Raw genomic sequence first — 26,152 nt, 5'->3', positions numbered from 1 at the left:
TTTGTTTCAGGAGATTTGGTCGGCGCTCTGGCCGGTGTCGGAACGGGTTGTCTCAAGCGCCGGCGAAACCTTGGCGGCGCGGGGCGCCCGGCTTCGGCCGGCCTGGCGGATCGCCGGGCTCATCTGTGAACTGCGTTCGTTTTCCAGCGTGGCAAACAACCAGTCGATGAAGACGCGAACGATCGGGGCCGCGCGCATCTCGTTGCGGGTCGCGACATAGAAGGCGTCGGATGCCGGCACGGAAAGGTCGAAGGGGATGACCAGTTCGCCGGCGGCAATCAGGCTGGAGGCGGTGATGCTGTCGCCCAGGGCCACACCCTGGCCATGGCGGGCGGCTTCGGTCGAAAGCCTTGCATCGCTCATGAAATGCTCCCGCCCGCGCGGCATGTCGAGCTGGTCGGCGGCGGCAAGCCAGGTGGTCCATTCCCGGCCATCGTCGCCATGCAAGAGAACATGGTCGCGCAGGTCGCGGATCGATCGCAGCGGTCGGGCGTTGAGCAGGGTCGGGGAGGCGACGGGGAAAAGCTGCAGCGTGCTCCACTGGCGCGTCCAGCAGTCGCGCCAGCCGCCGGGGCCATAGAGAATGGCGACGTCGATGTCGGGTGAATGGATCAGGTCCGCGTCATTGCTCGAGGTCAGTGTCAGGCTGATCTCCGGATATTGCTCGGAGAAACTGTTCATCCTCGGGATGAGCCAGAGCGACAGGAGGGCCGGCACACATGATATGCGCAGGCGTCCGCTGGTCGACGGTCGGTTCATCAGGGCAGTAGCGGCGGCAATGCCATCGAAGGCGGAGGAGACGGCGGGCAGCAGGAGGGCACCCTGCGGCGTCAGCTTCAGCCGCTTGCCGCCGCGCTCGAACAGCGCCGCCTTCAGCGTTTCCTCCAGCGTCTTGATCTGGTGGCTGACCGCGCCATGGGTGACGCTCAGCTCGCGCGCGGCCGCCGAGATCGAGCCGCGCCGGGCCGCCGCCTCGAAGGCGCGGAGCGGATTGAGCGGCGGCAGGCGGTTCGACATGGAGCCTCGAATCTGTGAATTTTTCTCACAGCGATTGCTATAACATCGTGAATTGCATTTCCATAGGCTTTGCGAATTAATGCTCACATTAGAGGCAGGTTGACGAGCTGCCGCATAAAAAGCCGTTGGCGACCCGTTGCACCGTCGTGCCGATGAAGAGGGTGACGAAATGACGTTCGATGAAAAGAAGCTTGCGGAACTGCGCGCCAAATATGGTGGCGACAATGCCGGCGAAATCTTCGATCCGAAGTTCGCCAAGGTGGGAGAGAAGATCTTCCGGAACGGCACGCGTGCAGCGCCTTACGCCGGGGTGCCGACCTTCCTGTCGGCGCCGCATCATCCCGTTGATCCGAAAAATCCCGATTTCGGCGATCTGCAGGTGGCGATCGTCGGCGTACCGATGGATCTCGGCGTCACCAATCGTCCGGGCTCGCGCTTCGGGCCGCGTGCGCTGCGCAGCATCGATCGCATCGGTCCCTACAATCACGTGCTGGACTGCGCGCCCGTGTTCGACCTCAAGGTCGGCGACATCGGCGACGTGCCGTTCTCCAGCCGCTATCGCCTGGAGCTCAGCCACGATGATATCGAAAGCTACCTGTCGAAGATCGTCGAGGCGGGCGTCATGCCGCTGTCGGTCGGCGGCGACCATTCGATCACCCAGTCGATCCTGAAGCCGCTTGCCCGCAAGCATGGGCCGGTAGGCCTCGTCCACATCGACGCCCATTGCGACACCGGCGGCCCCTTCGACCAGTCGAAGTTCCATCACGGCGGTCCCTTCCGCAATGCCGTTCTCGACGGCACGCTCGATCCGACCCGCACTATCCAGATCGGCATTCGCGGTCCGGCCGAATATCTGTGGGAATTCTCCTACGAGTCCGGCATGACGGTCATCCATGCCGAAGAGATCACCGGTCTCGGCATGCCTGCGATCATCGAGAAGGCGAAGAAGATCATCGGTGACGGCCCGACCTATCTGTCCTTCGACATCGACAGCCTCGATCCGAGCATCGCGCCGGGCACCGGCACGCCGGAAGTGGGCGGACTGACCTCGCGCGAGGTGCTCGAGCTGATCCGTGGGCTCAAGGGCATGAACCTGGTCGGCGGCGATGTCGTGGAAGTCGCGCCGCAATATGACGCGACCTACAATACCGCCCATGCCGGGGCGCAGGTTCTCTTCGAAATCCTCAGCCTTATGGTCTATAGTCCGGCCATCAGGGGCCGCTGAGCCGCGCATCTTCGGGGCGCGATCAGCGTCCCGCACCCCAAGTTCACAAGCAGCAAATCAACAAAAGGGAACGGAATATGAAGAAAATTCTCAATGCCTCCGTCAGCCGCCGCGGCGTGCTGGCCGGTTCGCTCGCCGGTGCTGGCATGCTCGCCATGCCGTCGATCCTCAAGGCCCAGGACAAGTCGCTCAAGGTCGGCGTCTATGGCGGCTATTTCAAGGATTCGTTCGACAAGAACATCTTCCCGGAATTTACCAAGGCAACCGGCATCGCAGTTGAATCCGTCGCCGAGCCGACCGGCGAAGCCTGGCTCGTCCAGCTCGAGCAGGCCGCCAAGGCCGGCCAGGCGCCGGCCGACGTCTCGATGATGTCGCAGGTCTCCATGCTGAAGGGTCAGTCGACCGAGCTGTGGACCCCACTCGACATGGCCAAGATCAAGAACGCCTCGGGCCTGATCGACGCCTTCGTCAACAAGTATCCGGACGGCCGTGTGGCCGGCATCGGTGCGGTTGCCTGGTACATCACGCTGGTCACCAATACCGACGTGTTCAAGGAAGCGCCGACCTCCTGGGCTGCCCTTTGGGACCCGGCGAATGCCGACAAGCTCGGCCTTCTGGCGCTCGTCTCCAACTCCTTCCTGCTGGAAGTGACGGCCAAGACCCATTTCGGCGGCACCAATGCCCTGGACACCGAGGAAGGCATCCTCAAGGCCTTCGAAAAGCTCGCCGAAGTCAAGCCGAATGTCCGCCTGTGGTATCGTGACGAGGCGCAGTTCGAACAGGCGCTGAAGTCGGGCGAGATCCCGATGGGCCAGTATTACCACGACGTCACCGGTCTTGCCGCCGCCGACGGTCATCCGGTTCGCTCGACCTTCCCCAAGGAAGGCGGCATCATGGATTCAGGCTGCTGGGCGCTGTCGCGCGCTTCGACCAAGTCCGAAGAGGCCCATGTCTTCATCGACTACATGTCCCAGCCGTCGATCCAGGCGACCCTGTCGCGCAAGGTCGGCACGGCTCCGACCGTCAAGCGCGAACTGCTCGACCTGACGGCCGAAGAGTTCGCCGCCGTATCGTCCGACATCGCGCCGATCATTCCGCGCTACGACCTCTACCAGACCAAGTCGGATTGGCTGAACCAGAAGTGGACCGAACTGATCGTGGGCTGAGTATGAAATTGTCCTGCCATTCCCCTGTCCCCGCTTGCGGGGAGTGGGGAACGGCAGGGTTTACGGCGTGTTTCCTTCTCCCCGCCCGCGGGGAGGAGGTGCCCGGCAGGGTTGATTGGGGCAGATTCTTGCCCTTCCGCATGCTGAGAAAGCGAGTATCCCGCTCGCGCCTCGAATCGACCGCGCAACAATTTCTCCTTGATGGAAGAGCGCCGCCGGGGCAGACAGGGTCTGATTTCCATTGCCCATAGTTATCTCGGAGACAGAATGTCCGGTCTGACCCTCAACGCCGTTACCAAGCAATTCGGTCCCTTCACGGCCGTGGATCAGGCGCAGCTCTCGGTGCCGGAAGGGCGTTTCGTCTGCCTGCTCGGCCCGTCCGGCTGCGGCAAGACCACTCTTCTGCGCATGATCGCCGGTCTCGAACAGCCGAGCACGGGTTCGATCGTGCTCGACGGGGTCGACATCACCGCATTGCCGACCCACAAGCGCAATCTCGGCATGGTGTTCCAGTCGCTGGCGCTGTTCCCGCACCTCACCGTCGGCGAAAACATCGCCTATCCCTTGAGGATCCGTGGCATCGGTCGCGAGGAGCAGGCGAAACGGGTCGAGGGATTGCTCGACATGATCCATCTCACCGGTTATGCGGACCGGCCGGTCACCAAGTTGTCCGGAGGCCAGCGCCAACGCGTGGCGATTGCCAGGGCGCTCGCCATTTCGCCCAAACTGTTCCTGCTCGACGAGCCACTCTCGGCGCTCGACGCCAAACTGCGCGAGGCCATGCAGGTCGAGCTGCGCAAGCTGCAGCAGCAGCTCGGCATCACCACCATCGTCGTCACCCATGACCAGCGCGAGGCGATGACCATGGCCGACACCGTCGTCGTGATGAACGGTGGCAAGATCCGCCAGGCAGCAAGCCCGATCGAGATCTACCGCAAGCCCGCCGACCGCTTCGTCGCGGACTTCATCGGCTCCACCAATCTTCTGCCCCTTACCGTCGAGGGCGGGCGCACGTTGGTGCTCGGCCAGGCGGTCGCGGGTTTCGCCCCGCCTGCGGGCCAGTCCACGGCAAGCCTGTCGGTCCGGCCGGAAGACATTCATCTGTCGGCGCCGGGCGAGGGGCGGTTGACAGGTCGCGTCACCTTCATCCGCGATCTCGGCGGCACGATTGAAACCTTCGTCGACGTGGCCGGTGCCGAAGTGGTGGCCGTCTCGACGCCGCGCGAGCGGCCGATGGTTTCGGTGGGACAAGAGGTCGGCGTGGTCATCGATCCAGCAACAGCCGTGGTGCTTGCCGCATGAGACGCGAACCGCCGCAGAAAGCCCTCGACTATGCGCCGCTCGCCTTTCCGGCGGCCATGCTGATCTTGTTCTTCGTCGTGCCGTTCGCGACGATGATCGCGGTCTCGTTCTTCCAGCGCAATCCGGCCGGCTTTTACTCCCCGGCCTTCGTGCTGGACAATTATGCCCGCTTCATCAGCCCGTTCTTCGCCGGCGTGCTCGGGTTCTCGCTGATGCTGGCAATCGCGGTTGCCGTGGTCTGCGTCGTGATCGGCCTGCCCTTCACCTATCTTCTCGCCCGCATGTCGCGCAAGGCGCAGGTTTTATGGCTGGTCGTGCTTTTGTCGATCCTGTCGCTCTCCGAGGTCATCATCGGCTTTGCCTGGTCGACGCTGTTTTCGCGCACGGCCGGCATCACCAACTTGCTCGTCATGATTGGGCTGATGGAGAAGCCCGTCGCGCTGATGCCGAATTTCGGCGCGGTGCTGACCGGCATGGCCTATCAGGCGCTGCCCTATACCGTGCTGGTGCTCTATCCCGCGCTCGTTCGGCTTGATCCGACGTTGACCGAAGCGGCGCGAACGCTGGGCGCCTCGCCGATCCGCGCCTTCTTCACCGTCGTCGTCCCGGCGCTGAGGAACACCATTCTCGCCACGCTGATCATGGTCTTCATCTTTGCGCTGGGCTCGTACCTTCTGCCGCAGATCCTCGGGCGGCCGCAGCACTGGACGCTGTCGGTGCTCATCACCGACCAGGCGATCTACCAGTCGAACATGCCGTTCGCGGCTGCCATGGCGGTGTTCCTCGTGCTGGTCACGCTCGGCATGGTGGCGCTGACGCTGTTCGTCGGGCGCAAGGGAGAGACGGCATGAACACGGTCCTGACGCGTATCTACTTCTTTCTGATCGGTCTCTTTCTCGCCGCCCCGATCGTCGTCGTCGCCGGCGTCTCGGTCAACGAGAAGCAGAGCCTGACCTTTCCGCCACAGGGCTTTTCGCTCGCCTGGTACGGCGCGATCTTCACCGATACCGGCTGGCGCTCGGCCTTCTTTGCCTCGGTCATGCTGGCACTCGCTTCGGCGGCGCTGGCGGTCGCCATCGCCCTGCCGCTCGCCTGGTTCCTGTGGCGGCGGATCGCGCCGTGGGCGAACATCTTCCAGGTGCTCGGCATCGCGCCGTTCACCCTGCCGCCGGTCATCACGGCGCTTGGGCTTTTGACCTTCTGGGCCACCACGGGCTTTTACGGCCAACCGTGGACGGCGGTTATCGGGCACGCGATCTTCTTCGTCACCCTGCCGCTGGTGACGCTGTCGCTCGGTTTTTCGGCCATCGACCGCTCGCTGGTCGAGGCGGCGGCGACCATGGGCGCGGATGACAGGACGGTGTTTCGCACCGTGGTCCTGCCGCTGATCCGCCCCTATCTGATCTCCGGCTATGCCTTTGCCTTCGTGCTGTCGCTCAACGAATACATCGTCGCCTACATGACGGTGGGCTTCACCATGGAGACGCTGCCGATCAAGATCTTCAATGCCCTGCGCTACGGTTACACGCCGACCATGGCCTCAGTGACGATCCTGTTTGTCGTGGTCGCGGCGCTCATCTTCGGTCTCGTTGCCCGTTTCGGCGACTTGCCCAAGCTGCTCGGGGCCATGGCCGACGACGACCGCTGATCCGCATCCTGCAAAGGCGCCGGGGGCCATCCGACGCCTTTCGTTTCGGAAAAGTAAATGCGGGGGAAGAAGCGACCGCATTTACCCTTCGTTTAGATTTGGGGCCTAACCCTTGCTCTGTTCCGGATGGAACTCCGCGCATGACGTAGCGGATGATGAAACATGGGGATGAGGCACATGACGTGCGCAACAGGGTCCGCGTTCATGGCGGACGCGAGTGATTTGTCGCCTTCACGGCCCGCGAGGGCCCCAAGGTCGCCTATCGAGGCGTTCCTGAAGTTCACCGGGCCACGCGCGGCATCCATACTTCGATCCATTTTAGCCCGCTTACTCGGTCCTTCGACCGTGCGCGGACACTTGCGCATGCTGTGCGCCGTCCGTGCGACCGACGCGGTGCGCCCGCGACCTTCGAAGTCCTGATAGTCACGCCATCGGTCCCATCACGTATGGGACCGTCGCGATGCCTATCGGCGCCGTCCCGCTGCCCCATGCCGGACGGCCATGACCTCGATAGGCATCGCGGGAGGAGTACGACGACCCCACCCCCCCCAGAGTCGTACTCCTCCACCCCCTTGAATGTAAAACGGCCGACGGAAGCGCTTCCGTCGGCCGTTTGCGTGCGGGCGAGGGAGGAGACTCAGCCGCGCAGCATCTCGATGATGGCGGAAAAGTCGCGCCCGCCATGGCCCTGCTTGTCGAACAAGTCGAAGAGTTGTGCTGCCTCCGCGCCGAGCGGGGTCGCGGCACCGGCAGCAAGCGCTGCTTCCTGCGCCAGCTTCAGATCCTTCAGCATCAGGGCTGCGGCAAAGCCCGGCTTGTAGTCGTTGTTGGCCGGCGAAGTCGGCACGGGGCCGGGGACCGGGCAATAGGTGTTGATCGACCAGCACTGGCCGGACGAGGTCGAGGCGACGTCGAACAATGCCTGGTGGCTCAGCCCCAGCTTTTCGCCGAGCGCAAAGGCCTCGCACACGCCGATCATCGAAATGCCGAGGATCATGTTGTTGCAGATCTTGGCCGCCTGTCCCGCGCCGTTGCCGCCGCAATGGACGATCTTCTTGCCCATGGCCTCGAGCACGGGTCTGGCCCGGTCGAAGGCACCGTCGCTGCCGCCGGCCATGAAGGTGAGCGTGCCGGCCGCGGCACCGCCGGTGCCGCCCGAGACGGGCGCGTCGAGCGAAAGGCAGTTGGCGCCGGCGGCGAGCTCATGCGCCTTGCGGGCGCTTCCAACATCGATGGTCGAGCAATCGATCAGCAGCGTGCCCGACTTCACCGCCGAGGCGAGATTGCTCCAGACGGAGAGGACATGCGCGCCCTTCGGCAGCATGGTGACGACGGTATCGGCGCCCGAGGTCGCCTCCTCGATCGAGCTTGCCGGCGTCACGCCGGAGGCGGCCACCGACTTGAGGATGTCGGCCGATAGGTCGAACCCCTTCACCGTGTGTCCTGCCTTGACGAGATTGGCAGCCATGGGGCCGCCCATATTGCCCAGTCCGATGAATGCGATAGTGGCCATGTCTCTCTCCTGTCTTTCGCGTCAGCGATTGTCCGCAAGGATCATCTCGGCCGCCTTCTCGGCGATCATGATGGTCGGCGAATTGGTGTTGCCGGAGGTGATGGTCGGCATGATCGAGGCGTCGGCGATCCTCAGCCGTTTCAACGCGCGCATCTTGAGCCGCGGATCGACGACGCTTCCCTCGTCCGCACCCATACGGCAGGTACCGACAGGGTGGAAGATCGTCGTGCCGATATCGCCGGCGGCGCGCATGAGATCTTCGTCGGATTCGTAGGCCGGTCCGGGCTTGAATTCCTGCGGATTGTATCGGGCGAAGGAGGGCTGGCTGGCGATCTTGCGGGTCAGCCGGATCGCCTTGACCGCCACCTCGCGATCGGCCGGTGCGGTGAGGTAGTGCGGTGCGATCACCGGTTGGGCGGCGAAGTCGGGTGCCGCCGCATGGACAGAGCCGCGACTTTCCGGCCGCAGGTTGCAGACACTGGCGGTCACGGCCGGGAAGGGATGCACCGGCTCGCCGAACTTCTCCAGCGTCACCGGCTGGACGTGATATTGCAGGTCGGGCGTTTCCTTTTCCGGCCCGGACCGGGTGAATATGCCGAGCTGGCTCGGTGCCATGGCCATGGGACCGGAGCGCTTCAACAGGTATTCGAGACCGATCGATGCCTTGCCGATCAGGCTCGTGGCCTTCTCGTTCAAGGTCGGCACGCCGGTAACCTTGAAGGCGAGGCGAAGCTGGAGATGGTCCTGCAGGTTCTCGCCGACATCCCGGACCTCCTTCACCACCTCGATGCCGGCATTCTTCAGCACCTCGCCGCGGCCGATGCCGGAGCGCTCCAGGATATGCGGCGATCCGATCGCGCCGGCGCACAGCACTGTCTCGCGCCTTGCCGAGAACTGCTTGGTCACGCCGTCATGATGCACCTCGACGCCGGTCACGGCATCATCCTCGATGATCAGGCGCTTGACGTGCGCCTTGGTGAGGACGGTGAGGTTGCCGCGCTTGACGGCGGGGCGCAGGAAGGCCTTGGCGGTGTTCCAGCGGATGCCGGATCGTTGGTTGACGTCGAAGTAGCCAGACCCTTCGTTGCTGCCACGGTTGAAGTCTGCGGTCTCGGGGATGCCGGCCTCCTTGGCCGCCTGCTGGAAGGCTTCAAGCACCGCCCAGCGGACGCGCGCCTTTTCAACCCGCCATTCGCCGCCGGCGCCGTGCATCTCGTCGGCACCCTTGTAAAAGTCTTCCGATTTCCGGAACAGCGGCAGGACGTCGTCCCAGCCCCAGCCCTCGCAGCCCATCTGGCGCCACTGGTCGTAGTCGCGGGCCTGGCCGCGCATGTAGATCATGCCGTTGATCGAGGAACATCCGCCCAGCACCTTGCCGCGCGGATAACTCAGCGAGCGGCCGTTCAGGCCCTCTTCCTTGGCGGTGGTGAAGCACCAGTCGGTACGCGGATTGTTGATGCAATAAAGATAGCCGACAGGGATGTGCACCCAGTGGTAGTTGTCGCTGCCGCCGGCCTCCAGCAGCAGCACGCGGGTCGACCGATCGGCCGCCAGCCGGTTGGCCATGACGCAGCCGGCTGTGCCGGCGCCGATGACGATATAGTCGTAGCTTTCCATGTCTTTACCCCGAGGCACACCGTTCCCGGCCCAAGGGCCGGGAATTGTCATTTCGCAATTTCAAAGCACTGTTCAGGCTGTCGGCAGCCGCGATCAGACGCGGTGGTCGAAGCCGAGCTTGCGGCCGATCCGCGAGCCGTAGAATTCGCCGACAAGGCCGCGACGGAAGAGCAGCACGCAAACCATGAAGACCACGCCGGTGATGACCGTCACGGGGAAGTCGGAGGTCGCGAGGAAGTTCTGCAGCGCGACGACGAGGCCGGCACCGAAGATCGGGCCGATGATGGTGCCGATGCCGCCGAGCAGGGTCATCAGCACGACTTCGCCCGACATCTGCCAAGTGACGTCGGTGAGCGTCGCGAACTGGAAGACCAGCGCCTTGATGCCGCCAGCGAGACCGGCGAGTGCCGCCGACATGACGAAGGCGCCGAGCTTGTAGTGGACGACCGAATAGCCGAGCGAGATGGCGCGGTTCTCGTTCTCGCGGATCGATTTGAGGATCATGCCGAAGGGCGAGTTGATGAAGCGCCAGATCACGGCCATGGCGATGAGGAAGGCGGCGAGCACGAAATAATACATGTTGGTCGTCACCGACAGGTCGATGAAGCCGAACAGATGGCCGCGCGGTACCGACTGGATGCCGTCCTCGCCATGGGTGAAGCTGGCCTGGAGGCAGAAGAAGTAGAACATCTGCGCTAGAGCCAGGGTGATCATGGTGAAGTAGATGCCCTGGCGGCGGAGCGCGATCAGGCCCATCAGCAGGCCGAGGACGGCCGCTCCGGCCATGCCGATCAGGATGCCGATCTCTGGCGGGACGCCCCATTCCTTGACCGCATGGGCGGTGAAGTAGGCCGCGCCGCCGAAGAATGCGGCGTGGCCAAAGGACAGGAGGCCGGTATAGCCGAGCAGCAGGTTGAAGGCGCTGGCGAAGAGGGCGAAGCACAAAAGCTTCATCACGAAGATCGGATAGACCAGGAAGGGTGCCGCCAACAGCAGGGCCAGCAGGATGGCGAGCAGCCCGTAGCGCAGCAGAGAGGCCTGCGGATGGGCGGAGACGGTGTTGGCGTCCGAAACGGCGGGTGCGTGGTGGGACATGTCAGACATCCTTCCCGAACAGGCCTGCCGGACGCAGGATCAGTACGATTGCCATGATGACGAAGATCACGATGTTGGAGGCTTCCGGGTAGAAGACCTTGGTCAGGCCCTCGGCAATGCCGAGCATGTAGCCGGTGACGATCGCGCCCATGATCGAGCCCATGCCGCCGACGACGACGACGGCGAAGACGACGATGATGATGTTCGTCCCCATCAGCGGTGAGACCTGGTAGATCGGGGCGGCGAGAACGCCGGCAAAGGCGGCAAGGGCGGCACCGAGCGCATAGGTCAGCGTCAGCAGCAGCGGCACGTTGATGCCGAAGGACTGCACGAGGACCGGGTTCTCGGTCGCGGCGCGCAGATACGAACCGAGCTTGGTCTTTTCGATCAGCAGCCAGGTGGCCAGACAGGCGAGCATGGAGAGCACCACGACCCAGCCGCGATAGATGGGCAGCACCATGAAGCCGAGGTTGACGGCGCCCTGAAGCTGCGATGGCGCAGGGTAGGGCTGGCCGGAAGCACCGAAGAAATAGCGGAACGTGCCCTCAATCGTCAGCGCGAGGCCGAAGGTGAAGAGCAGGCCGTAGAGATGGTCGAGCTTGTAGAGCCGCGACAGCATGGTCCGTTCGATCGCCGCCGAGACCAGGCCGACGATGATCGGCGAGGCGACAAGCGCCACCCAGTAGCTGGCGCCGCCCTTGGTCAGGAGCAGCAGGGCGACGAAGGCGCCGAGCATGTATTGCGCGCCATGGGCGAAGTTGATGACGCGCAACAGGCCGAAGATGACCGCCAGGCCAAGGCTGAGCAGCGCATAGAACGAGCCGTTGATCAGGCCGATCAGCAACTGGCCGAGGAAGGCCTGCAGGGGAATTCCGAAAATCATCATCATGGTGTCAGACCCCCAGAACCTTGTTGAGCATATCCATGCGCTCGGGCAGAAGGCCGACCGGGAATTCGGCAACCATCTGGCCGTGATCCATGAGGTAGAAGCGGTCGGCGATCTTGGAGGCGAAGCGGAAATTCTGTTCGACGAGAACGACGGTCATGCCGCGCTCCTTGAGCTTGACCAGGACTTCGCCGATGCGCTGGATGATGACCGGGGCAAGACCTTCGGTCGGCTCGTCGAGCAGCAGGCAGCGGGCGCCGGTGCGCAGGATGCGGGCCATGGCGAGCATCTGCTGTTCGCCGCCCGACAGTTTGGTGCCCGGGCTGTTGCGGCGCTCCTCGAGGTTGGGGAAGAGCTCGTAGATTTCCTCGAGGCTCATCCCGCCCTTGGCGACCACCGGCGGCAGCATCAGGTTTTCCTCGACCGAGAGCGTGGCGAAGATGCCGCGCTCTTCCGGCACGAAGCCGAGGCCGGCGCGGGCCGACTTGTGCAGCGGGACCGACATCATGTCCTGGCCGGCGAAGGTGATTTCGCCCGAGCGCTTGCGCAGGATGCCCATGATGGTCCTGAGCGTGGTGGTCTTGCCCATGCCGTTGCGGCCGAGGATGCAGATCATTTCGCCTTCATTGACGTAGAGATCGACGCCATGAAGAACGTGGCTTTCGCCATACCAGGCCTGAAGCCCGGCGACGTTGAGAAGCGGTGCCATTAGTCCTCCGTGCCCATATAGGCGGTGCGCACCCGCGGATCCTGGCTGACGGTGGCGTAGTCGCCTTCGGCGATGATCTCGCCGCGCTGCAGGACGGTGACGTGGTGGCAGATGTCGGCGACGACCGAGAGATTGTGTTCGACCATCAGCACGGCGCGGTGACGGGCGACTTCGCGGATGATGTCGGCGACCATGCGGACGTCCTCCTGGCCCATGCCGGCCATCGGCTCGTCGAGCAGCAGGACTTCCGGATCGAGGGCCAGCGTCGTGGCGATTTCCAGCACGCGCTTGCGGCCATAGGACAGGTCGGCGGCGCGCGTGTCGCGATAGGGGGTGAGCCCGAGTTCGTCGATCAGGACCTCCGCCCGGCCGTTGAGGCGGTCGAGCGAAGAGAGCGGCAGCCAGAACTGTATGGCCAGTTCATTCGGCCGCTGGAGGGCGACGCGGACGTTTTCGAGCACGGTCAGGTGCGGAAAGACGGCCGAGATCTGGAACGACCGCACCATGCCCATGCGCGCGATCTTGTCGGGCTTGGTGTTGGTGATGTCGGTGCCGAGAAGGGTGATCTTTCCCCGGGTGGGCTGCAGGAACTTGGTCAGGAGGTTGAACACCGTCGTCTTGCCGGCGCCGTTCGGCCCGATCAGGGCATGGATACGGGCGTGGTGGACGTCGAGATCGACATTGTTCACGGCGGTGAAGCCGAAGAAATCCTTGCCAAGGCCGCGGGCGGAAAGGACCACCCGCGGCTCGTCCTGCTGGTGCACAGGATCATTGCTCATTTATCTGTCCGCGTTCTTCGGTTGCTTACTTGACCAGGGGGCAGCCGGACTTGGCCGGGTCCATGAAAGCCACGTCGCCGGGGATGGTCGACAGGACGTTGTAATAGTCCCAAGCGACATCGCTTTCGCCCGGCTTCTTCACTTCCATCAGGTAGACGTCGTGGATCATGCGGCCGTTGGCGGCGACCTTGCCGCCCTTGGCGAAGACGTCATTGATCGGCAGTTCATGCAGCTTGGCGGAAACCGCCTCCGTCTCGTCGGTACCGGCGGCTTCGACGGCCTTCAGGTAGGAGGTGACGGCGGAATAGGTGCCGGCATGAACCATGTTCGGCATGGCTCCCGTGCGCTCGAAGAAGCGCTTGCCGAAGGCGCGGCTCTCGTCGTCGCGGTTCCAGTAGAAGGCTTCGGTGAGCGTCAGGCCCTGGGCGGCTTCAAGTCCGAGGCCGTGAACTTCGGCGAGGGTGAAGAGCAGGGCCGCCAGGCGCTGGCCGCCCTGGACGATGCCGAATTCAGCCGCCTGTTTGATGGCGTTCTGGGTGTCCATGCCGGCATTGGCAAGGCCGATGACCTTGGCGCCCGACGACTGGGCCTGCAGCAGGAACGAGGAGTAATCGGTGGTGGCGAGCGGATGGCGCACAGCGCCGAGTACCTTGCCGCCCTTTTCCTTGACGAAGTTGGCGGTGTTTTCTTCCAGCGAATAGCCGAAGGCGTAGTCGGCGGTCAGGAAGAACCAGCTGTCGCCGCCCTGCTCAACGATGGCGCCACCGGTACCGACGGCGAGAGCATGGGTGTCATAGACCCAATGGAAGCCGTAAGGGGTGCACTGCTTGCCGGTCAGGTCCGTGGAAGCCGCACCAGTGTTGATGGTGATCTTCTTCTTCTCGTTGGACAGCGCCTGGACGGCGAGGCCGACCGACGAGGTGGTCAGTTCCATGATCGTGTCGACCTGCTCGGTGTCATACCACTGGCGGGCGATGTTGGACGCGATGTCGGGCTTGTTCTGGTGGTCGGCGGTGACGACTTCGACCGGAACACCGAGCACCTTGCCACCGTAATCCTCGACCGCCATCTTGGCGGCCTCGTAGGAGAACTTACCGCCGAAGTCGGCATAGACGCCGGACTGATCGTTCAGGATGCCGATCTTCACTTTGCCGTCAGACGGCTCGGCGAAGGCCGCCGTGCTCGATGCCAGAACCATGGCCATGGACGCGATGAGCTTGTTGCGCATTTGATCTCCTCCCAGAGTGCAGGTCGCGAACCTGTTCAAAATTGACCAGCTGTCCTCCTCAGAGCAGCATGTCAGGTGGCATGATCCCGGAAAGCTCCCGTTGACGCAAGCGGAGTTCCTGACTAAATGCAAACAGGCTCTGTTCATTTTTGAACAGACGGGGGCTGCATGAGCAATTTCAATTTCACCTGGGACGACCTGCAATTCTTTCTCGCCGTGGCGCGGACGGGGCAGTTGTCGACCGCCGCACGACAGCTTCGTTCGAGCCATGCGACGGTCTCGCGGCGGATCGACCGGCTGGAGTTCGCGCTGAAGGTCAAGCTGTTCGAGCGCAATCCGCGAGGCTACGTGCTGACCGTCATGGGCCAGCGCTTCGTCGAGACGGCGGAGAAGATCGAGCAGGAGACGGAGCGGTTGCAGGCGGATCTTGCGGGCGGGCCGACGGCGCAGCGCGGGGTGGTGCGGCTGTCGGCGCCGGAGGGGTTTTCCAACTTCTTCTTCACGCACATGTTACCGGATTTCACCACCCGGCACCCGAACGTCTCGCTAGAACTGGTGACGATCCAGCAGATCATGGCCTTGTCGCGCAAGGAGGCCGACGTCGCAGTGGTCCTCGATCCGCCGAAGGGCGGGCCTTACTTTACCGAGAAGCTCACCGACTATCACCTGAAGATCTATGCGACGCGCGATTACATCGCCAGGCGCGGCGAGCCGAAGAACCGGGACGAACTGCTGGAACATGCCTTCATCGGCTATATCCAGGACATGATCTTCGCGCCGGGACTGGATTATCTGGGCGACATCCATCCGCGTATCCGGCCTCACTTCCAGAGTTCCAGCATCTTCGCCCAGCTGACCGCGACCCGCAGCGGGCTGGGGCTCTGCGTGCTGCCGATCTTCATTGCCGAGCGCTATCCGGAATTGCAGGTGGTGCTGGAAGACGAGATCGACCTCTGCCGCCATTACTGGATCGCCTGCCATCACGATCTGAGGCAGGTGGCGCGGGTGCGGACCGTGATCGAATTCCTGCGCGGCGTGGTCAGCGGCCAGGCGGAAGCCTTCACCGGACGCCCCGCCGTCGGGCGTCCGGTCATCGGAGCAGTGGGCTGACGCCTCAGGCGTTGCGCAGGCGCCCCTCGATGAGGTCGAGCACGGTGCGCGCCGCCTCCATGACATTGGTGCCCGGACCGAACACGGCCGAGACGCCGTGCTGCATGAGATAGTCGTAGTCCTGGCGCGGGATAACCCCGCCGACGACGACGATCACGTCCTTGGCGCCCCTGGCTTTGAGCGCCTCCACCAGTTGCGGCGCGAGCGTCTTGTGACCGGCGGCGAGCGACGACATGCCAACCACCTGGACCTTTTCGGAAACCGCGAGTGCGGCGGCCTCTTCCGGCGTCTGGAACAGCGGACCCGCAACGACGTCGAAGCCGATGTCGCCGAAAGCCGAGGCGATCACCTTGGCGCCGCGGTCGTGGCCGTCCTGGCCGAGCTTGGCGACCATGATGCGTGGCTTGCCGGCCTTCTTCGCATAATCGTTCAGGCGGCCGGACAGCATTTGCATTTCCGGGTCGCCTTCGTAAGCCTTGCCGTAGATGTCGTGCACGACCACAGGGGTCGCGGCATGGTCGCCATAGACGGCACGCATGGCGTCGGAGATCTCGCCGACGGTGGCGCGGGCCCGGGCAGCCTCTACGGCGGCTTCCAGGAGATTGCCCTCACCGGTGCGGGCATAATCGGTGATGCGGGCGAGCGCGGTTTCCACCGCCTTCGGGTCTCGCTGGCGGCGGGTCTGTTCGATGCGCTTGATCTGCGAGGTGCGCACGGCAGTGTTGTCGATGTCGAGGATGTCGATCGGGTCTTCGTTCTCCAGCCGGAACTTGTTGACGCCGACGATGACTTCCTCGCCCTTGTCGACGGCGGCCTGGCGACGGGTCGCGGCCTCCTCGATCAGCCGCTTCGGCAGGCCGGCATCGACCGCCTTGGTCATGCCGCCCATGGCTTCCACTTCCTCGATCAGGGCCCAGGCCTTTTCCGCCAGCTCGTTGGTCAGGCTCTCGACATAGTAGGAGCCGGCGAGCGGATCGACGACCTTGGTGACGCCGGTCTCGTTCTGCAGGATGAGCTGGGTGTTGCGGGCGATGCGAGCGGAGAAATCGGTCGGCAGCGCGATAGCTTCATCCAGAGCATTCGTATGCAGCGACTGGGTGCCGCCCAGCGCCGCCGACAGCGCCTCGTAGGCCGTGCGGATGACGTTGTTGTAGGGATCCTGCTCCTGCAGCGACACGCCCGAGGTCTGACAATGGGTCCGCAGCATCAGCGAGGAGGCCTTCTTCGGCTGAAACTCCTGCATGATGCGGGTCCAGAGAAGGCGGGCGGCGCGAAGCTTGGCGGCTTCCATGAAGAAGTTCATGCCGATGGCGAAGAAGAAGGACAGGCGGCCGGCGAAATCGTCGACGTTCAGGCCCTTGGCGAGCGCGGCGCGGACATATTCGCGGCCATCGGCGAGCGTGAAGGCCAGTTCCTGCACCAGCGTCGCGCCGGCTTCCTGCATGTGGTAGCCGGAAATCGAGATGGAGTTGAACTTCGGCATCTCCTTCGCCGTGTACTCGATGATGTCGGCGATGATGCGCATCGAGGGGGCCGGCGGGTAGATATAGGTGTTGCGGACCATGAACTCCTTGAGGATATCGTTCTGGATGGTGCCGCTGAGCTTGTCGCGCGAAACGCCCTGTTCCTCGCCGGTGACGATGAAGTTGGCGAGGATCGGGATGACCGCGCCGTTCATGGTCATGGAGACCGAGATGGCTTCGAGCGGGATGCCGTCGAACAGGATCTTCATGTCCTCGACCGAGTCGATCGCCACCCCGGCCTTGCCGACGTCGCCGACGACGCGCGGGTGATCCGAGTCATAGCCGCGATGGGTGGCGAGGTCGAAGGCAACCGAGACGCCCTGCTGGCCGGCGGCGAGCGCCTTGCGATAGAAGGCGTTGGATTCTTCCGCCGTGGAGAAGCCGGCATATTGGCGGATCGTCCAGGGGCGGCCGGCATACATGGTGGCGCGCGGTCCACGCACGAAGGGCGCGAAACCGGGCAGCGAGCCGAGATGGTCGATGCCGGAAAGGTCGTCCGCCGTGTAGAGCGGCTTGACGTCGATGCCTTCCGGGGTGTGCCAGGTCAGCGTATCGGCCGGACGCTTCAGCTCCTTCTCGGCCAGCGCTTCCCAGTCCTTGATGGTCTTTTCGGTCATTGGTCCAGTCTCCCTGCTCCGCACCAACTGCGGGCCGACGGCTAGTGTTGCTGTTTGCCCCTCACCCTGCTCTCTCCCCGCGGGCGGGGAGAGGGTAACGCAAGCTTTGCCGCCTCGGCCTTCTCCCCGTTCACGGGGAGAAGGTGCCGGCAGGCGGATGAGGGGCGAAGCACTGTGCCCGTGGCCCCCTCATCGCCTCGCATTCGCTCGGCACTTCTCCCTGTGGGGGAGAAGGGGTCGGGACGACTATTCGAATTCCATGATCAGGCCGTCGACGGCGAGGCTTTCGCCGGCCTTGACCGCGATCTTCTTGACCACGCTGCGCTTCTCGGCCTTCAGGATGTTCTCCATCTTCATCGCCTCGACGGTGGCGAGCGCCTGGCCGGCTTCCACCTGGTCGCCTTCCTTGACGGCGACCGAGGTGATGACGCCCGGCATCGGGCAGAGCAGCATTTTCGAGGTGTCCGGAGGCAGCTTTTCCGGCATCAGCCTGGCAAGCTCGGCGACGCGCGGCGACCGCACGCGTGCGGTGACGTCCATGCCGCGCCAGCGCAGCCGGATCGCCGGGCCGACGAGGTTGATTTTCACGCCGACGGCCTCGCCGTCGATGTGGAAGACGGTGTGCAACTGGCCGGGCAGCCATCCGCCGGTGACGGCGCACTTGCCGTCGTCGGCGAAGGCAACGGCCATGCCGTCGACGCCGGTGGACAGGGCAACCGGGAATTCATGGCCGGCAAGCGTGACGACCCAGTCGCGGCCCACCTTGCGCTGGTGATTGCCGATCGTGCCGGAAATGGCGACGGCGCGCTCCTGCAGCGTCTGGTTGATGACGGCGGCGATGGCGGCCAGCTTGCGGGCGGCCTTTTCGTCGGGAGCGACACCGGTGAATCCGTCCTTGAACTCCTCGGCGATGTAGGCGGTGGTGATCTTGCCGGAGCGGAAGCGCTCCTGCTGCATCACGGCCGAGAGGAAGGGCAGGTTGTGGCCGATGCCTTCGATCTCGAAACTGTCGAGCGCCTTCGACATGGCGTCGATCGCGGTCAGACGATCCGGAGCCCAGGTGCAGAGCTTGGCGATCATCGGGTCGTAATACATCGAGATCTCGCCGCCGTCATAGACGCCGGTGTCGTTGCGCACGATCGTGCCGTCGTCCTGCACGCCCTCTACCGGCGGGTGATAGCGGGTGAGCCGGCCGATCGACGGCAGGAAGTTGCGGTAGGGGTCTTCGGCATAGAGGCGGCTTTCGATCGCCCAGCCATTGAGCTTGACGTCGTCCTGGCCGAAGGACAGCTTCTCACCCGAGGCGACGCGAATCATCTGCTCGACGAGGTCGAGGCCGGTGATCAGTTCGGTGACCGGATGTTCGACCTGCAGGCGGGTGTTCATCTCGAGGAAGTAGAACTTGTTCTGCTTGCCATCGACGATGAATTCGACCGTGCCGGCGGAGTGGTAGCCGACCGCCTTGGCGAGAGCCACGGCCTGTTCGCCCATGGCCTTGCGGGTGGCGGCGTCGAGGAAGGGCGAGGGGGCCTCCTCGATGACCTTCTGGTTGCGGCGCTGGATCGAGCATTCGCGTTCGCCGAGATAGAGCACGGTGCCATGCTTGTCGCCCAGCACCTGGATCTCGATGTGGCGCGGCTCGGTGACGAATTTTTCGATGAAGATGCGGTCGTCGCCGAAGGAGTTCTTCGCCTCGTTGCGGGACGACTGGAAGCCTTCGCGGGCTTCCTCGGCATTCCAGGCGATGCGCATGCCCTTGCCGCCGCCGCCGGCCGACGCCTTGATCATGACCGGATAGCCGATCTGGTCGGAGATCTTGACCGCCTCGTCGGCGTCCTCGATCAGGCCCATATGGCCCGGAACGGTCGAGACGCCGGCTTCGGCAGCGAGCTTCTTCGAGGTGATCTTGTCGCCCATGGCCTGGATCGCATTGACCGGCGGGCCAACGAAGGTGATGCCGGCATTGGCCAGCGCATCGGCGAAGACGGCGTTTTCCGACAGGAAGCCGTAGCCGGGATGGACGGCGTCGGCGCCGGTCTTGGCGATCGCCTCGAGAATCTTCTCGATGACGATGTAGGACTGGTTGGACGGCGCCGGGCCGATGTGCACGGCCTCGTCGGCCATCTTCACGTGCAGCGCGTCACGGTCGGCGTCGGAATAGACGGCGACGGTCTTGATGCCCATCTTCCTAGCGGTCTTGATGACGCGGCAGGCGATTTCGCCACGGTTGGCGATGAGGAGTTTCTTGATCATGGCTTTCCGGCTTCCATTGTGTCTTCGAAGGCTTGCGGGAAGTTCTTCCGCGCCAGGCTTGCATTGAGTTTCAGCAGGGCGAAATACGAGGCGGGATCGAAGGCCCGTTCCGCCGGCAGCACTTCGCGCCCGAACAAGCGGCAGAGCCGTTCGCCATCCAGGTTTCCGCGCTGGAACGGTTCCGTGCCGAAATGGCGCCAGAGCGCCTGGACGAATTCGATGTCGGCGAGCGCCACGGACTTGTCCATGGTGCGGTGGCGCGGCCAGGCGGTCAGTGGCGTGACCTTGGAATTGGCCCGGCGGATGGTGAATTGCCACTGGGTTCCGAGCAGTCCGGCCGGGAAGCCGGCATGCTTGGGCATGAGCGGATCCTTGGCCATCAGCTGCGACCCCGCTGGCGGATTTCGTCGGGCGCCATGTCAGATTTCCATTACGTCTTCGAAGGCTTCCGGGAAGCTCTTGCGGCCGACGCGCTCGTCGATCCGCAGCAGCGCCTGGTAGGAGGTCGGGTCGAACGGGCTCTCGGCCGGGATCACCTCGCGGCCGAACAGCAGGTTGAGTCGGCCGGCATCGAGATTGCCGCGCTCGAACGGTTCGTCGCCGAAATGGTGCCAGAGCGCGTGCAGGAAGGCCGCGTCGACCTTCTGCTCGATCGTGTTGGGCCGGGCGAGCCGTTGCAGGGGCTTCAGCGGTGTCGCCCCGTTCTGGTTCGGCCGCCTGATGGTAAAATGATGACCGTGTCCCGGCAGTCCGGACGGAAAGCCGCGATGCTTGGTCATTTCGGGGGTCTTGGCCATGGGCATGTTCCCCTTACAATGGGATCGTGTCGTGCTTCTTCCAGTGCGTGCCGACCTGCTTGTTGCGTAGCGAGGCGAAGGCGCGGGCGATGCGGCGGCGTGAGGAATGCGGCATGATCACCTCGTCGACGAAGCCGCGCTCGGCAGCCTTGAACGGGTTGGCGAAGTTGACCTCGTATTCCTTGGTGCGGGCCGCGATCTTCTCGGCGTCGCCGAGTTCGGAGCGGTAGAGGATTTCGGTCGCGCCCTTGGCACCCATGACGGCGATTTCGGCGGTCGGCCAGGCATAGTTGATGTCGGCGCCGATATGCTTGGAAGCCATCACGTCGTAGGCGCCGCCATAGGCCTTGCGGGTGATGAGCGTCACCATCGGCACGGTCGCCTGGCTGTAGGCGAACAGGAGCTTGGCGCCGTGCTTGATGACGCCGCCATATTCCTGCGCCGTGCCGGGCAGGAAGCCGGGCACGTCGACGAGCGTCAGGATCGGGATGTTGAAGGCATCGCAGAAGCGGACGAAACGGGCGGCCTTGCGCGAGCTATCAATGTCGAGGCAGCCGGCGAGCACCATGGGCTGGTTGGCGACGACGCCGACCGACTGGCCTTCCATGCGGATGAAGCCGGTGATGATGTTCTTGGCAAAGGCTTCCTGGATCTCGAAGAAATCGCCCTCGTCGGCGAGCGCGTAGATCAGTTCCTTCATATCGTAGGGCTTGTTGGAGCTGTCCGGGATCAGCGTGTCGAGGCGGGCCTCGATGCGCGCCGGGTCGTCGTGGAAGGGGCGCACCGGCGGCTTTTCGCGGTTGTTGAGCGGCAGGAAATCGAACAGCAGGCGGACCTGCTCCAGTGCCTCGATGTCGTTCTCATAGGCGCCGTCGGCGACCGAGGACTTCTTCGTGTGGGTGCCGGCGCCGCCGAGTTCCTCGGCCGTGACGATCTCGTTGGTGACGGTCTTCACCACGTCCGGGCCGGTGACGAACATGTAGGAGCTATCGCGCACCATGAAGATGAAGTCGGTCATGGCCGGCGAATAGACCGCACCGCCGGCGCAGGGGCCCATGATGACGGAAATCTGCGGCACGACGCCCGAGGCGTCGACATTGCGCTTGAATACGTCGGCATAACCGGCAAGCGAGGCGACGCCTTCCTGGATGCGGGCGCCGCCCGAATCGTTGAGGCCGATCACCGGCGCGCCGTTCTTCAGCGCCATATCCATGATCTTGCAGATCTTCTGGGCATGGGTCTCGGACAGCGAGCCGCCGAGCACGGTGAAGTCCTGGGAGAAGACATAGACCTGGCGGCCGTTGATCGTGCCCCAGCCAGTGACGACGCCGTCGCCGGCGATCTTCTGTTCCTGCATTCCGAAATCGGTGCAGCGATGGGTGACATACATGTCGTATTCTTCAAAGGAGCCCTCGTCGAGCAGGACTTCAATGCGCTCGCGCGCCGTCAGCTTGCCCTTGGCATGCTGGGCGTCGATGCGGCGCTGGCCGCCGCCGAGATGGGCCTCGGCGCGGCGCGCCTCGAGCTGGTCCAGAATCTGTAGCATGCTTCCTCCCGACAAAATGCAAGGCGCCTCTGTGATTTGTGCCCTTAAACGGAGGGGCTTGCAAAGAAAATGATTGAACAGGTGCAATTGTGGAATTATGAATTTGCAAACAGCAAAATGCGAAATTGCAAATGGCGATCGGCAAGCTTTTCATCGGGCGCAAGGTGCGCGAAATCCGGCAGGCGGGCCATGCCACGCAAGCCCAGTTTGCCGACAAGATCGGCATCTCCACCAGCTATCTGAACCAGATCGAGAACAACCAGCGGCCGGTCTCGGCCTCGGTGCTGCTGGCACTGGCGGAGAAGTTCGGCATCGACATCACTGAACTTTCGTCGGGTCAGAACGACCGGCTCTTGTCGGCCCTGTCGGAGGCGCTGAGCGACCCCTTGTTCGAGACCTATTCGCCGAGCCTGCAGGAGTTGAAGCTCGTCACCCAGAATGCGCCGGGGCTCGCCCATGCGCTGATCACCTGCCATCAGGCCTATCGCCGCAACAGCGAACAGCTGGTGAGCTATGACGACCGGTTCGGCGCCGCCCCCTCGAACGAGACCACCTCCTATGACGAGGTGCGCGACTTCTTCCACTTCGTCGACAACTACATCCACGACATCGACATCCTGGCGGAGAGCCTGGCCGGCCAGCTGAAGCTCGGGGAGGGAGAGAACTACGCGGCGCTTGCCGGCTTCCTCGAGAGCCGCCACGGGGTGCGCGTGGTGCGCGGCGATGCGGGCGAGGAGGCGATCCGCCGCTTCGACCCGGCAAGCCGCATCCTGACGCTCTCGCGCTATGCCTCGGCGCCGACCCGCGATTTCCAGATCGCCGTCCAGGTGGCGCAACTCCACGCCAGCGACACGATCGAGCAGGTGCTGAAGCAGGCGGGCTTCCGCACCGAGGAGGCGGTCGAGGTCTGCCGGATTGGGCTGCACAATTATTTCGCCGGCGCATTGATCCTGCCCTATCGCAGCTTCCACCAGGCGGCGCGCGAGTTGCGCCACGACATCGAGCTTCTCGCCGCCCGCTTCGGCGCATCGCTGGAGCAGGTCTGCCATCGGCTTTCGACGCTGCAGCGGCCGGGGCTGAAGGGCGTGCCGATCTTCTTTGCCCGCATCGATAGGGCCGGAAACATCACCAAGCGGCACAGCGCGGCGCGTCTGCAGTTCGCCCGTTTCGGCGCGGCCTGTCCCTTGTGGAACGCCCACCAGGCCTTCGAGGCGCCGGGGCGGATCATCCGCCAGCTGGCCGAGACGCCGGATGGGGTGCGTTATCTCTGTCTTGCCATGCAGGTCAACAAGGGCACGCTCGGCTTTCGCGCCGCCCAGCCGCGCTATGCGCTCGCGCTCGGCTGCGAGATCTCCTACGCCGATCAATTCGTCTATGCCGACGATCTCGATCTCTCCAACCGCGCCGCCTTCGACCCGATCGGCATTTCCTGCCGGATCTGCGAAAGGGTCAAATGCACCAGCCGCGCCGTGCCGCCCTTGAAGCGCAAGCTGGTGGTGGACCACAGCGTGCGGAACGCGACGCCTTACGAGATCGAGTGAGGGGGGAAGACCCTTTTACCCGAACAGCGGCTGCGGATGGGGCGCGAAAAACGCTTCGACGATGTCCGGGCCGACCGCATCGAGCGTGGCCGGGGACCATTGCGGGTTACGGTCCTTGTCGATGATGGCGGCGCGGATGCCCTCGTAGAAATCCGGAGTCTTCAACGTCTGCGCAGTCGCGGAAAATTCACGCGCGAGGCAGGTTTCGAGATCCGGCGAGGTCCGGCCGGCGCGCAGTAGCGCCAGCGTCACCTTGAGGCTCGTCGGCGACTTGGTCAGCATGGTCGCCTTGGCTTTCGCCGCGAAGTCGCTGTCCTCGGCCTCGAGTGCGGCAAGAATCTGCTCGACGCTGTCGAAGGCGAAGCAGCGGTCGATCAGGGCGCGGTTCGCGGCGAACTGTCCCTCGGGCGCCTTCGCTGCGAAGTTCGCGATCAAGTCCGTCACGGCTTGGGCGTCTACGCCAGCGGGTATTGCTGCGAGGCGTTCTGCAAGGGAAACGAGATTCGCGGCGGGAACGAAAACGTCGGCAAAGCCGGCGGCGATGGCGTCGGCCGGACCGATAGGCTCGCCGGTCAGGCCCATATAGGTGCCGAGTTCGCCCGGGGCGTGGGACAGAAGCCAGGTTGCGCCGACATCGGGAAAGAAGCCGATTCCGGTTTCCGGCATGGCGAGCTTCGTCGTGTCGGTGGCGATGCGGTGGCTGGCATGGCCGGACAAGCCCACGCCGCCGCCCATGGTGATGCCGTCCATGATGACGACGTAAGGTTTCGGATAGCGGCCGATGCGGCCGTTGAGCCGGTATTCCTCCCGCAGGAATTCTTGCGCGTCCGGACTGCCGGCGCGGCCGCTCTCGTAGAGCATTCTGATGTCGCCGCCGGCGCAGAAGCCGCGCTCGCCTTCGCCGGTGACGAGGACCGCGGCGATCGACGGATCGGTCTCGAAGGTGTCGAGCGCCGTCTCGATCTGGCGGATCATCTCGCGCGACAGGCTGTTGATGACACGGGGGCGGTTCAGCGCGATCAGGCCGAGCGCGCCGGTTTGGCCGGTCAGCACCTCCTCGCCGGTGAGGTCCGTCGTCAGGTATCGCATGGTTCTCTCCTTACGCGCCGATCACCGAGCGGGCGACGATCACCCGCATGATCTCGTTGGTGCCTTCGAGGATCTGGTGGACGCGCAGGTCGCGGACGATCTTCTCGATGCCGTATTCGGCGAGATAGCCATAGCCGCCATGCAACTGCAAGGCGCGGTTGGCGACATCGAAGCAGCGATCGGTGACCAGACGCTTGGCCATGGCGCAGAGCGTCGTGGCGTTGGGCGCCCTGTCGTCCAGCGCGCTTGCGGCGCGCCAAAGGAAGGTGCGGGCCGATTCCAGTTCGGTCGCCATGTCGGCAAGTTCGAACTGCAGCGCCTGGAATTCGGCGATCGGGCGGCCGAAGGCCTTGCGGTCCTTCATGTAGGCGACCGCCTTGTCGAAGGCGAATTGCGCGCCGCCGAGCGATGCGGCGGCAATGTTGAGGCGTCCGCCGTCGAGCCCGGACATGGCGATCCTGAAGCCGTCGCCTTCGGCGCCGAGCCGGTTTTCGGCGGGCACGCGCACTCCGTCCATCATCACGGCGCGGGTCGGCTGGGCGTTCCAGCCCATCTTCTTTTCGTTGGCGCCGAAGGTCAGTCCCTTGGCATCTCCGGGAACGAGGAAGGTGGAAATGCCCTTCGGGCCATCTTCGCCGGTGCGGGCCATGACGAGATAGAGGGCGCTGGCGCCCGCGCCGGAGATGAACTGCTTCTGGCCGTTCAGCACATAATCGTCGCCGTCGCGCACGGCGCGGGTCTTCAGGGCGGCCGCATCCGAGCCGCAGGCGGGTTCGGTCAGGCAATAGCTGGCGAGCGCATCCATGGTGGCGAGTGCCGGCAGGTGGGTCTCGCGCTGCTCGGGCGTGCCGTAGCGGTCGATCATCGTCGCGCACATGTTGTGGATCGAGATATAGGCGGCAACCGTCGGGCAGCCGGTGGCGAGTGCCTCGATGATCAGCGCCGTGTCGAGCCGGCCGAGCCCGGAGCCGCCGACGTCGTCGGCGACACAGATGGCGCCGAGGCCGAGGCTGCCCGCCTTCTTCAGCGTGTCGATGGGAAAATGCTTGCTCTGGTCCCATTCAAGCGCAAAGGGGGCAAGTTCCTCGGCGGCGAAGTCGGTCGCCATGTCGACGAAGGCCTGCTGCTGATCGCTGAGGGTGAAATCCATGGCTCTCCTCCAAGAGATGGGCACCGCCTGCGTCACGGCGCCCTTGATTGCCGACCGGCTTACCACAGCTTCGGACCGACGATCACCCCTGGCGAAAGTCGGGGTTGCGAAAAGGGAGTGTGCGATCTTTTGGGCGGGTGCTCCTGGCTTCTGGCCGGGAGAAGGTGGCGCGCAGCGCCGGATGAGGGCGCGCGAACGGAAACCAAGGGGGTGTCGTTTGCGTCTGGCATTTGCCCCTCACCCTGACCCTCTCCCCGTAAACGGGGAGAGGGGACGGCCACGGCGGTGCCGCATGGTCCTTCTCCCCGCCTGCGGGGAGAAGGTGCCGGCGGGCGGATGAG

Annotated in this window: 22 protein-coding genes; 7 read left to right on the top strand and 15 right to left on the bottom strand. The window is 64.2% G+C overall.

Annotated elements, in window-relative coordinates; translation table 11 throughout:
• Positions 1-6: 6 nt before the first annotated feature.
• Entirely contained in the window at positions 7-1,017 is a 1,011-nt protein-coding gene (gene gcvA, locus RHIZ70P_RS08200) for a transcriptional regulator GcvA (RefSeq protein WP_115669888.1), read from the bottom strand.
• 169 nt (positions 1,018-1,186) lie between these two features.
• Here gcvA and speB point away from each other — a divergent pair, with 169 nt between their 5' ends.
• The 5 genes from speB (at position 1,187) to RHIZ70P_RS08175 (ending at position 6,358) form a co-directional block, all read left to right on the top strand.
• Positions 1,187-2,242: an agmatinase gene (gene speB, locus RHIZ70P_RS08195; RefSeq protein ID WP_115669887.1), complete on the top strand. Its 1,056-nt coding sequence runs from the start codon at positions 1,187-1,189 to the stop codon at positions 2,240-2,242.
• Positions 2,243-2,319: 77 nt separating this feature from the next.
• Entirely contained in the window at positions 2,320-3,408 is a 1,089-nt protein-coding gene (locus RHIZ70P_RS08190) for an ABC transporter substrate-binding protein (protein ID WP_115669886.1), read from the top strand.
• Positions 3,409-3,675: 267 nt separating this feature from the next.
• The gene (locus tag RHIZ70P_RS08185; RefSeq protein WP_115669885.1) at positions 3,676-4,710 is read left to right on the top strand and encodes an ABC transporter ATP-binding protein; all 1,035 of its coding nucleotides are present in this window, start codon (positions 3,676-3,678) and stop codon (positions 4,708-4,710) included.
• A complete protein-coding gene (locus RHIZ70P_RS08180; RefSeq protein ID WP_115669884.1) occupies positions 4,707-5,561 on the top strand; it encodes an ABC transporter permease in 855 nt (284 codons plus the stop codon). The genes RHIZ70P_RS08185 and RHIZ70P_RS08180 overlap by 4 nt, the downstream gene beginning before the upstream one ends.
• Entirely contained in the window at positions 5,558-6,358 is an 801-nt protein-coding gene (locus tag RHIZ70P_RS08175) for an ABC transporter permease (protein ID WP_115669883.1), read from the top strand. Before RHIZ70P_RS08180 ends, RHIZ70P_RS08175 begins: the two co-directional genes overlap by 4 nt.
• Positions 6,359-6,995: 637 nt before the next feature.
• Here RHIZ70P_RS08175 and mmsB read toward each other — a convergent pair.
• The 7 genes from mmsB to RHIZ70P_RS08135 form a co-directional block, all read right to left on the bottom strand.
• Complete coding sequence (mmsB, locus tag RHIZ70P_RS08165; RefSeq protein WP_115669881.1) at positions 6,996-7,871, bottom strand: 3-hydroxyisobutyrate dehydrogenase; 876 nt, start codon at positions 7,869-7,871, stop codon at positions 6,996-6,998.
• A gap of 21 nt (positions 7,872-7,892) precedes the next feature.
• Entirely contained in the window at positions 7,893-9,488 is a 1,596-nt protein-coding gene (locus RHIZ70P_RS08160; protein WP_115669880.1) for a GMC family oxidoreductase, read from the bottom strand.
• A 93-nt stretch (positions 9,489-9,581) separates the two neighbouring features.
• Positions 9,582-10,583 (bottom strand): branched-chain amino acid ABC transporter permease, encoded by a 1,002-nt coding sequence (locus RHIZ70P_RS08155; protein ID WP_115669879.1) that lies wholly within the window; start codon positions 10,581-10,583, stop codon positions 9,582-9,584.
• Between the two features lies 1 nt (position 10,584).
• The gene (locus tag RHIZ70P_RS08150; RefSeq protein WP_115669878.1) at positions 10,585-11,472 is read right to left on the bottom strand and encodes a branched-chain amino acid ABC transporter permease; all 888 of its coding nucleotides are present in this window, start codon (positions 11,470-11,472) and stop codon (positions 10,585-10,587) included.
• Positions 11,473-11,476: 4 nt separating this feature from the next.
• Positions 11,477-12,178: an ABC transporter ATP-binding protein gene (locus RHIZ70P_RS08145; protein WP_115669877.1), complete on the bottom strand. Its 702-nt coding sequence runs from the start codon at positions 12,176-12,178 to the stop codon at positions 11,477-11,479.
• Positions 12,178-12,957 (bottom strand): ABC transporter ATP-binding protein, encoded by a 780-nt coding sequence (locus RHIZ70P_RS08140; protein ID WP_115669876.1) that lies wholly within the window; start codon positions 12,955-12,957, stop codon positions 12,178-12,180. The genes RHIZ70P_RS08145 and RHIZ70P_RS08140 overlap by 1 nt, the downstream gene beginning before the upstream one ends.
• 25 nt (positions 12,958-12,982) lie before the next feature.
• Complete coding sequence (locus RHIZ70P_RS08135) at positions 12,983-14,185, bottom strand: ABC transporter substrate-binding protein (protein WP_115669875.1); 1,203 nt, start codon at positions 14,183-14,185, stop codon at positions 12,983-12,985.
• A 168-nt stretch (positions 14,186-14,353) separates the two neighbouring features.
• Between RHIZ70P_RS08135 and RHIZ70P_RS08130 the strand changes: the two genes are divergently transcribed.
• Positions 14,354-15,295 carry a LysR family transcriptional regulator gene (locus RHIZ70P_RS08130; RefSeq protein ID WP_115669874.1) on the top strand — a complete coding sequence of 314 codons (942 nt, stop codon included), beginning with the start codon at positions 14,354-14,356 and terminating at the stop codon, positions 15,293-15,295.
• 4 nt (positions 15,296-15,299) lie between these two features.
• On the opposite strand, the gene scpA is transcribed toward RHIZ70P_RS08130, so the two are convergent.
• From scpA to RHIZ70P_RS08105, 5 genes are all read right to left on the bottom strand, one after another.
• Positions 15,300-17,435, bottom strand: coding sequence for a methylmalonyl-CoA mutase (gene scpA, locus RHIZ70P_RS08125; protein ID WP_115669873.1), 2,136 nt, complete (start codon positions 17,433-17,435; stop codon positions 15,300-15,302).
• Positions 17,436-17,681: 246 nt separating this feature from the next.
• Positions 17,682-19,688: an acetyl-CoA carboxylase biotin carboxylase subunit gene (locus RHIZ70P_RS08120; RefSeq protein ID WP_115669872.1), complete on the bottom strand. Its 2,007-nt coding sequence runs from the start codon at positions 19,686-19,688 to the stop codon at positions 17,682-17,684.
• Positions 19,685-20,050: a hypothetical protein gene (locus tag RHIZ70P_RS08115; RefSeq protein WP_419178279.1), complete on the bottom strand. Its 366-nt coding sequence runs from the start codon at positions 20,048-20,050 to the stop codon at positions 19,685-19,687. The genes RHIZ70P_RS08120 and RHIZ70P_RS08115 overlap by 4 nt, the downstream gene beginning before the upstream one ends.
• 57 nt (positions 20,051-20,107) lie before the next feature.
• Positions 20,108-20,485 carry a hypothetical protein gene (locus RHIZ70P_RS08110; RefSeq protein WP_115669870.1) on the bottom strand — a complete coding sequence of 126 codons (378 nt, stop codon included), beginning with the start codon at positions 20,483-20,485 and terminating at the stop codon, positions 20,108-20,110.
• A gap of 13 nt (positions 20,486-20,498) precedes the next feature.
• Positions 20,499-22,031 (bottom strand): acyl-CoA carboxylase subunit beta, encoded by a 1,533-nt coding sequence (locus tag RHIZ70P_RS08105; RefSeq protein ID WP_115669869.1) that lies wholly within the window; start codon positions 22,029-22,031, stop codon positions 20,499-20,501.
• A 131-nt stretch (positions 22,032-22,162) separates the two neighbouring features.
• Here RHIZ70P_RS08105 and RHIZ70P_RS08100 point away from each other — a divergent pair, with 131 nt between their 5' ends.
• Complete coding sequence (locus tag RHIZ70P_RS08100; RefSeq protein WP_115669868.1) at positions 22,163-23,572, top strand: helix-turn-helix domain-containing protein; 1,410 nt, start codon at positions 22,163-22,165, stop codon at positions 23,570-23,572.
• A gap of 15 nt (positions 23,573-23,587) precedes the next feature.
• Here RHIZ70P_RS08100 and RHIZ70P_RS08095 read toward each other — a convergent pair whose 3' ends face one another.
• Both RHIZ70P_RS08095 and RHIZ70P_RS08090 read right to left on the bottom strand, forming a co-directional pair.
• Complete coding sequence (locus RHIZ70P_RS08095) at positions 23,588-24,661, bottom strand: enoyl-CoA hydratase/isomerase family protein (RefSeq protein ID WP_115669867.1); 1,074 nt, start codon at positions 24,659-24,661, stop codon at positions 23,588-23,590.
• 10 nt (positions 24,662-24,671) lie between these two features.
• Positions 24,672-25,811, bottom strand: coding sequence for an acyl-CoA dehydrogenase family protein (locus tag RHIZ70P_RS08090; protein ID WP_115669866.1), 1,140 nt, complete (start codon positions 25,809-25,811; stop codon positions 24,672-24,674).
• Positions 25,812-26,152 lie beyond the last annotated feature (341 nt).

The organism is Paenirhizobium selenitireducens ATCC BAA-1503 (assembly GCF_900492185.1).
Classification (GTDB): domain Bacteria; phylum Pseudomonadota; class Alphaproteobacteria; order Rhizobiales; family Rhizobiaceae; genus Allorhizobium; species Allorhizobium selenitireducens_A.
The sequence above is the reverse complement of the archived record's forward strand: the minus strand, read 5'-3'. Positions and strand labels throughout refer to the sequence as shown.

Excerpts from the sequence above, each read along its gene's own strand:
- RHIZ70P_RS08185 (WP_115669885.1), top strand. The coding sequence starts at position 3,676 with ATGTCCGGTCTGACCCTCAACGCCGTTACCAAGCAATTCGGTCCCTTC.
- RHIZ70P_RS08100 (WP_115669868.1), top strand. The coding sequence starts at position 22,163 with ATGGCGATCGGCAAGCTTTTCATCGGGCGCAAGGTGCGCGAAATCCGG.
- RHIZ70P_RS08145 (WP_115669877.1), bottom strand. The coding sequence starts at position 12,178 with ATGGCACCGCTTCTCAACGTCGCCGGGCTTCAGGCCTGGTATGGCGAA.
- RHIZ70P_RS08175 (WP_115669883.1), top strand. The coding sequence starts at position 5,558 with ATGAACACGGTCCTGACGCGTATCTACTTCTTTCTGATCGGTCTCTTT.
- RHIZ70P_RS08180 (WP_115669884.1), top strand. The coding sequence starts at position 4,707 with ATGAGACGCGAACCGCCGCAGAAAGCCCTCGACTATGCGCCGCTCGCC.
- speB (WP_115669887.1), top strand. The coding sequence starts at position 1,187 with ATGACGTTCGATGAAAAGAAGCTTGCGGAACTGCGCGCCAAATATGGT.
- RHIZ70P_RS08110 (WP_115669870.1), bottom strand. The coding sequence starts at position 20,485 with ATGGCCAAGACCCCCGAAATGACCAAGCATCGCGGCTTTCCGTCCGGA.
- RHIZ70P_RS08115 (WP_419178279.1), bottom strand. The coding sequence starts at position 20,050 with ATGCCCAAGCATGCCGGCTTCCCGGCCGGACTGCTCGGAACCCAGTGG.
- RHIZ70P_RS08090 (WP_115669866.1), bottom strand. The coding sequence starts at position 25,811 with ATGGATTTCACCCTCAGCGATCAGCAGCAGGCCTTCGTCGACATGGCG.
- mmsB (WP_115669881.1), bottom strand. The coding sequence starts at position 7,871 with ATGGCCACTATCGCATTCATCGGACTGGGCAATATGGGCGGCCCCATG.
- RHIZ70P_RS08190 (WP_115669886.1), top strand. The coding sequence starts at position 2,320 with ATGAAGAAAATTCTCAATGCCTCCGTCAGCCGCCGCGGCGTGCTGGCC.
- RHIZ70P_RS08095 (WP_115669867.1), bottom strand. The coding sequence starts at position 24,661 with ATGCGATACCTGACGACGGACCTCACCGGCGAGGAGGTGCTGACCGGC.
- RHIZ70P_RS08150 (WP_115669878.1), bottom strand. The coding sequence starts at position 11,472 with ATGATGATGATTTTCGGAATTCCCCTGCAGGCCTTCCTCGGCCAGTTG.
- RHIZ70P_RS08140 (WP_115669876.1), bottom strand. The coding sequence starts at position 12,957 with ATGAGCAATGATCCTGTGCACCAGCAGGACGAGCCGCGGGTGGTCCTT.
- RHIZ70P_RS08160 (WP_115669880.1), bottom strand. The coding sequence starts at position 9,488 with ATGGAAAGCTACGACTATATCGTCATCGGCGCCGGCACAGCCGGCTGC.
- scpA (WP_115669873.1), bottom strand. The coding sequence starts at position 17,435 with ATGACCGAAAAGACCATCAAGGACTGGGAAGCGCTGGCCGAGAAGGAG.
- RHIZ70P_RS08105 (WP_115669869.1), bottom strand. The coding sequence starts at position 22,031 with ATGCTACAGATTCTGGACCAGCTCGAGGCGCGCCGCGCCGAGGCCCAT.
- RHIZ70P_RS08155 (WP_115669879.1), bottom strand. The coding sequence starts at position 10,583 with ATGTCCCACCACGCACCCGCCGTTTCGGACGCCAACACCGTCTCCGCC.
- RHIZ70P_RS08130 (WP_115669874.1), top strand. The coding sequence starts at position 14,354 with ATGAGCAATTTCAATTTCACCTGGGACGACCTGCAATTCTTTCTCGCC.
- RHIZ70P_RS08120 (WP_115669872.1), bottom strand. The coding sequence starts at position 19,688 with ATGATCAAGAAACTCCTCATCGCCAACCGTGGCGAAATCGCCTGCCGC.
- RHIZ70P_RS08135 (WP_115669875.1), bottom strand. The coding sequence starts at position 14,185 with ATGCGCAACAAGCTCATCGCGTCCATGGCCATGGTTCTGGCATCGAGC.
- gcvA (WP_115669888.1), bottom strand. The coding sequence starts at position 1,017 with ATGTCGAACCGCCTGCCGCCGCTCAATCCGCTCCGCGCCTTCGAGGCG.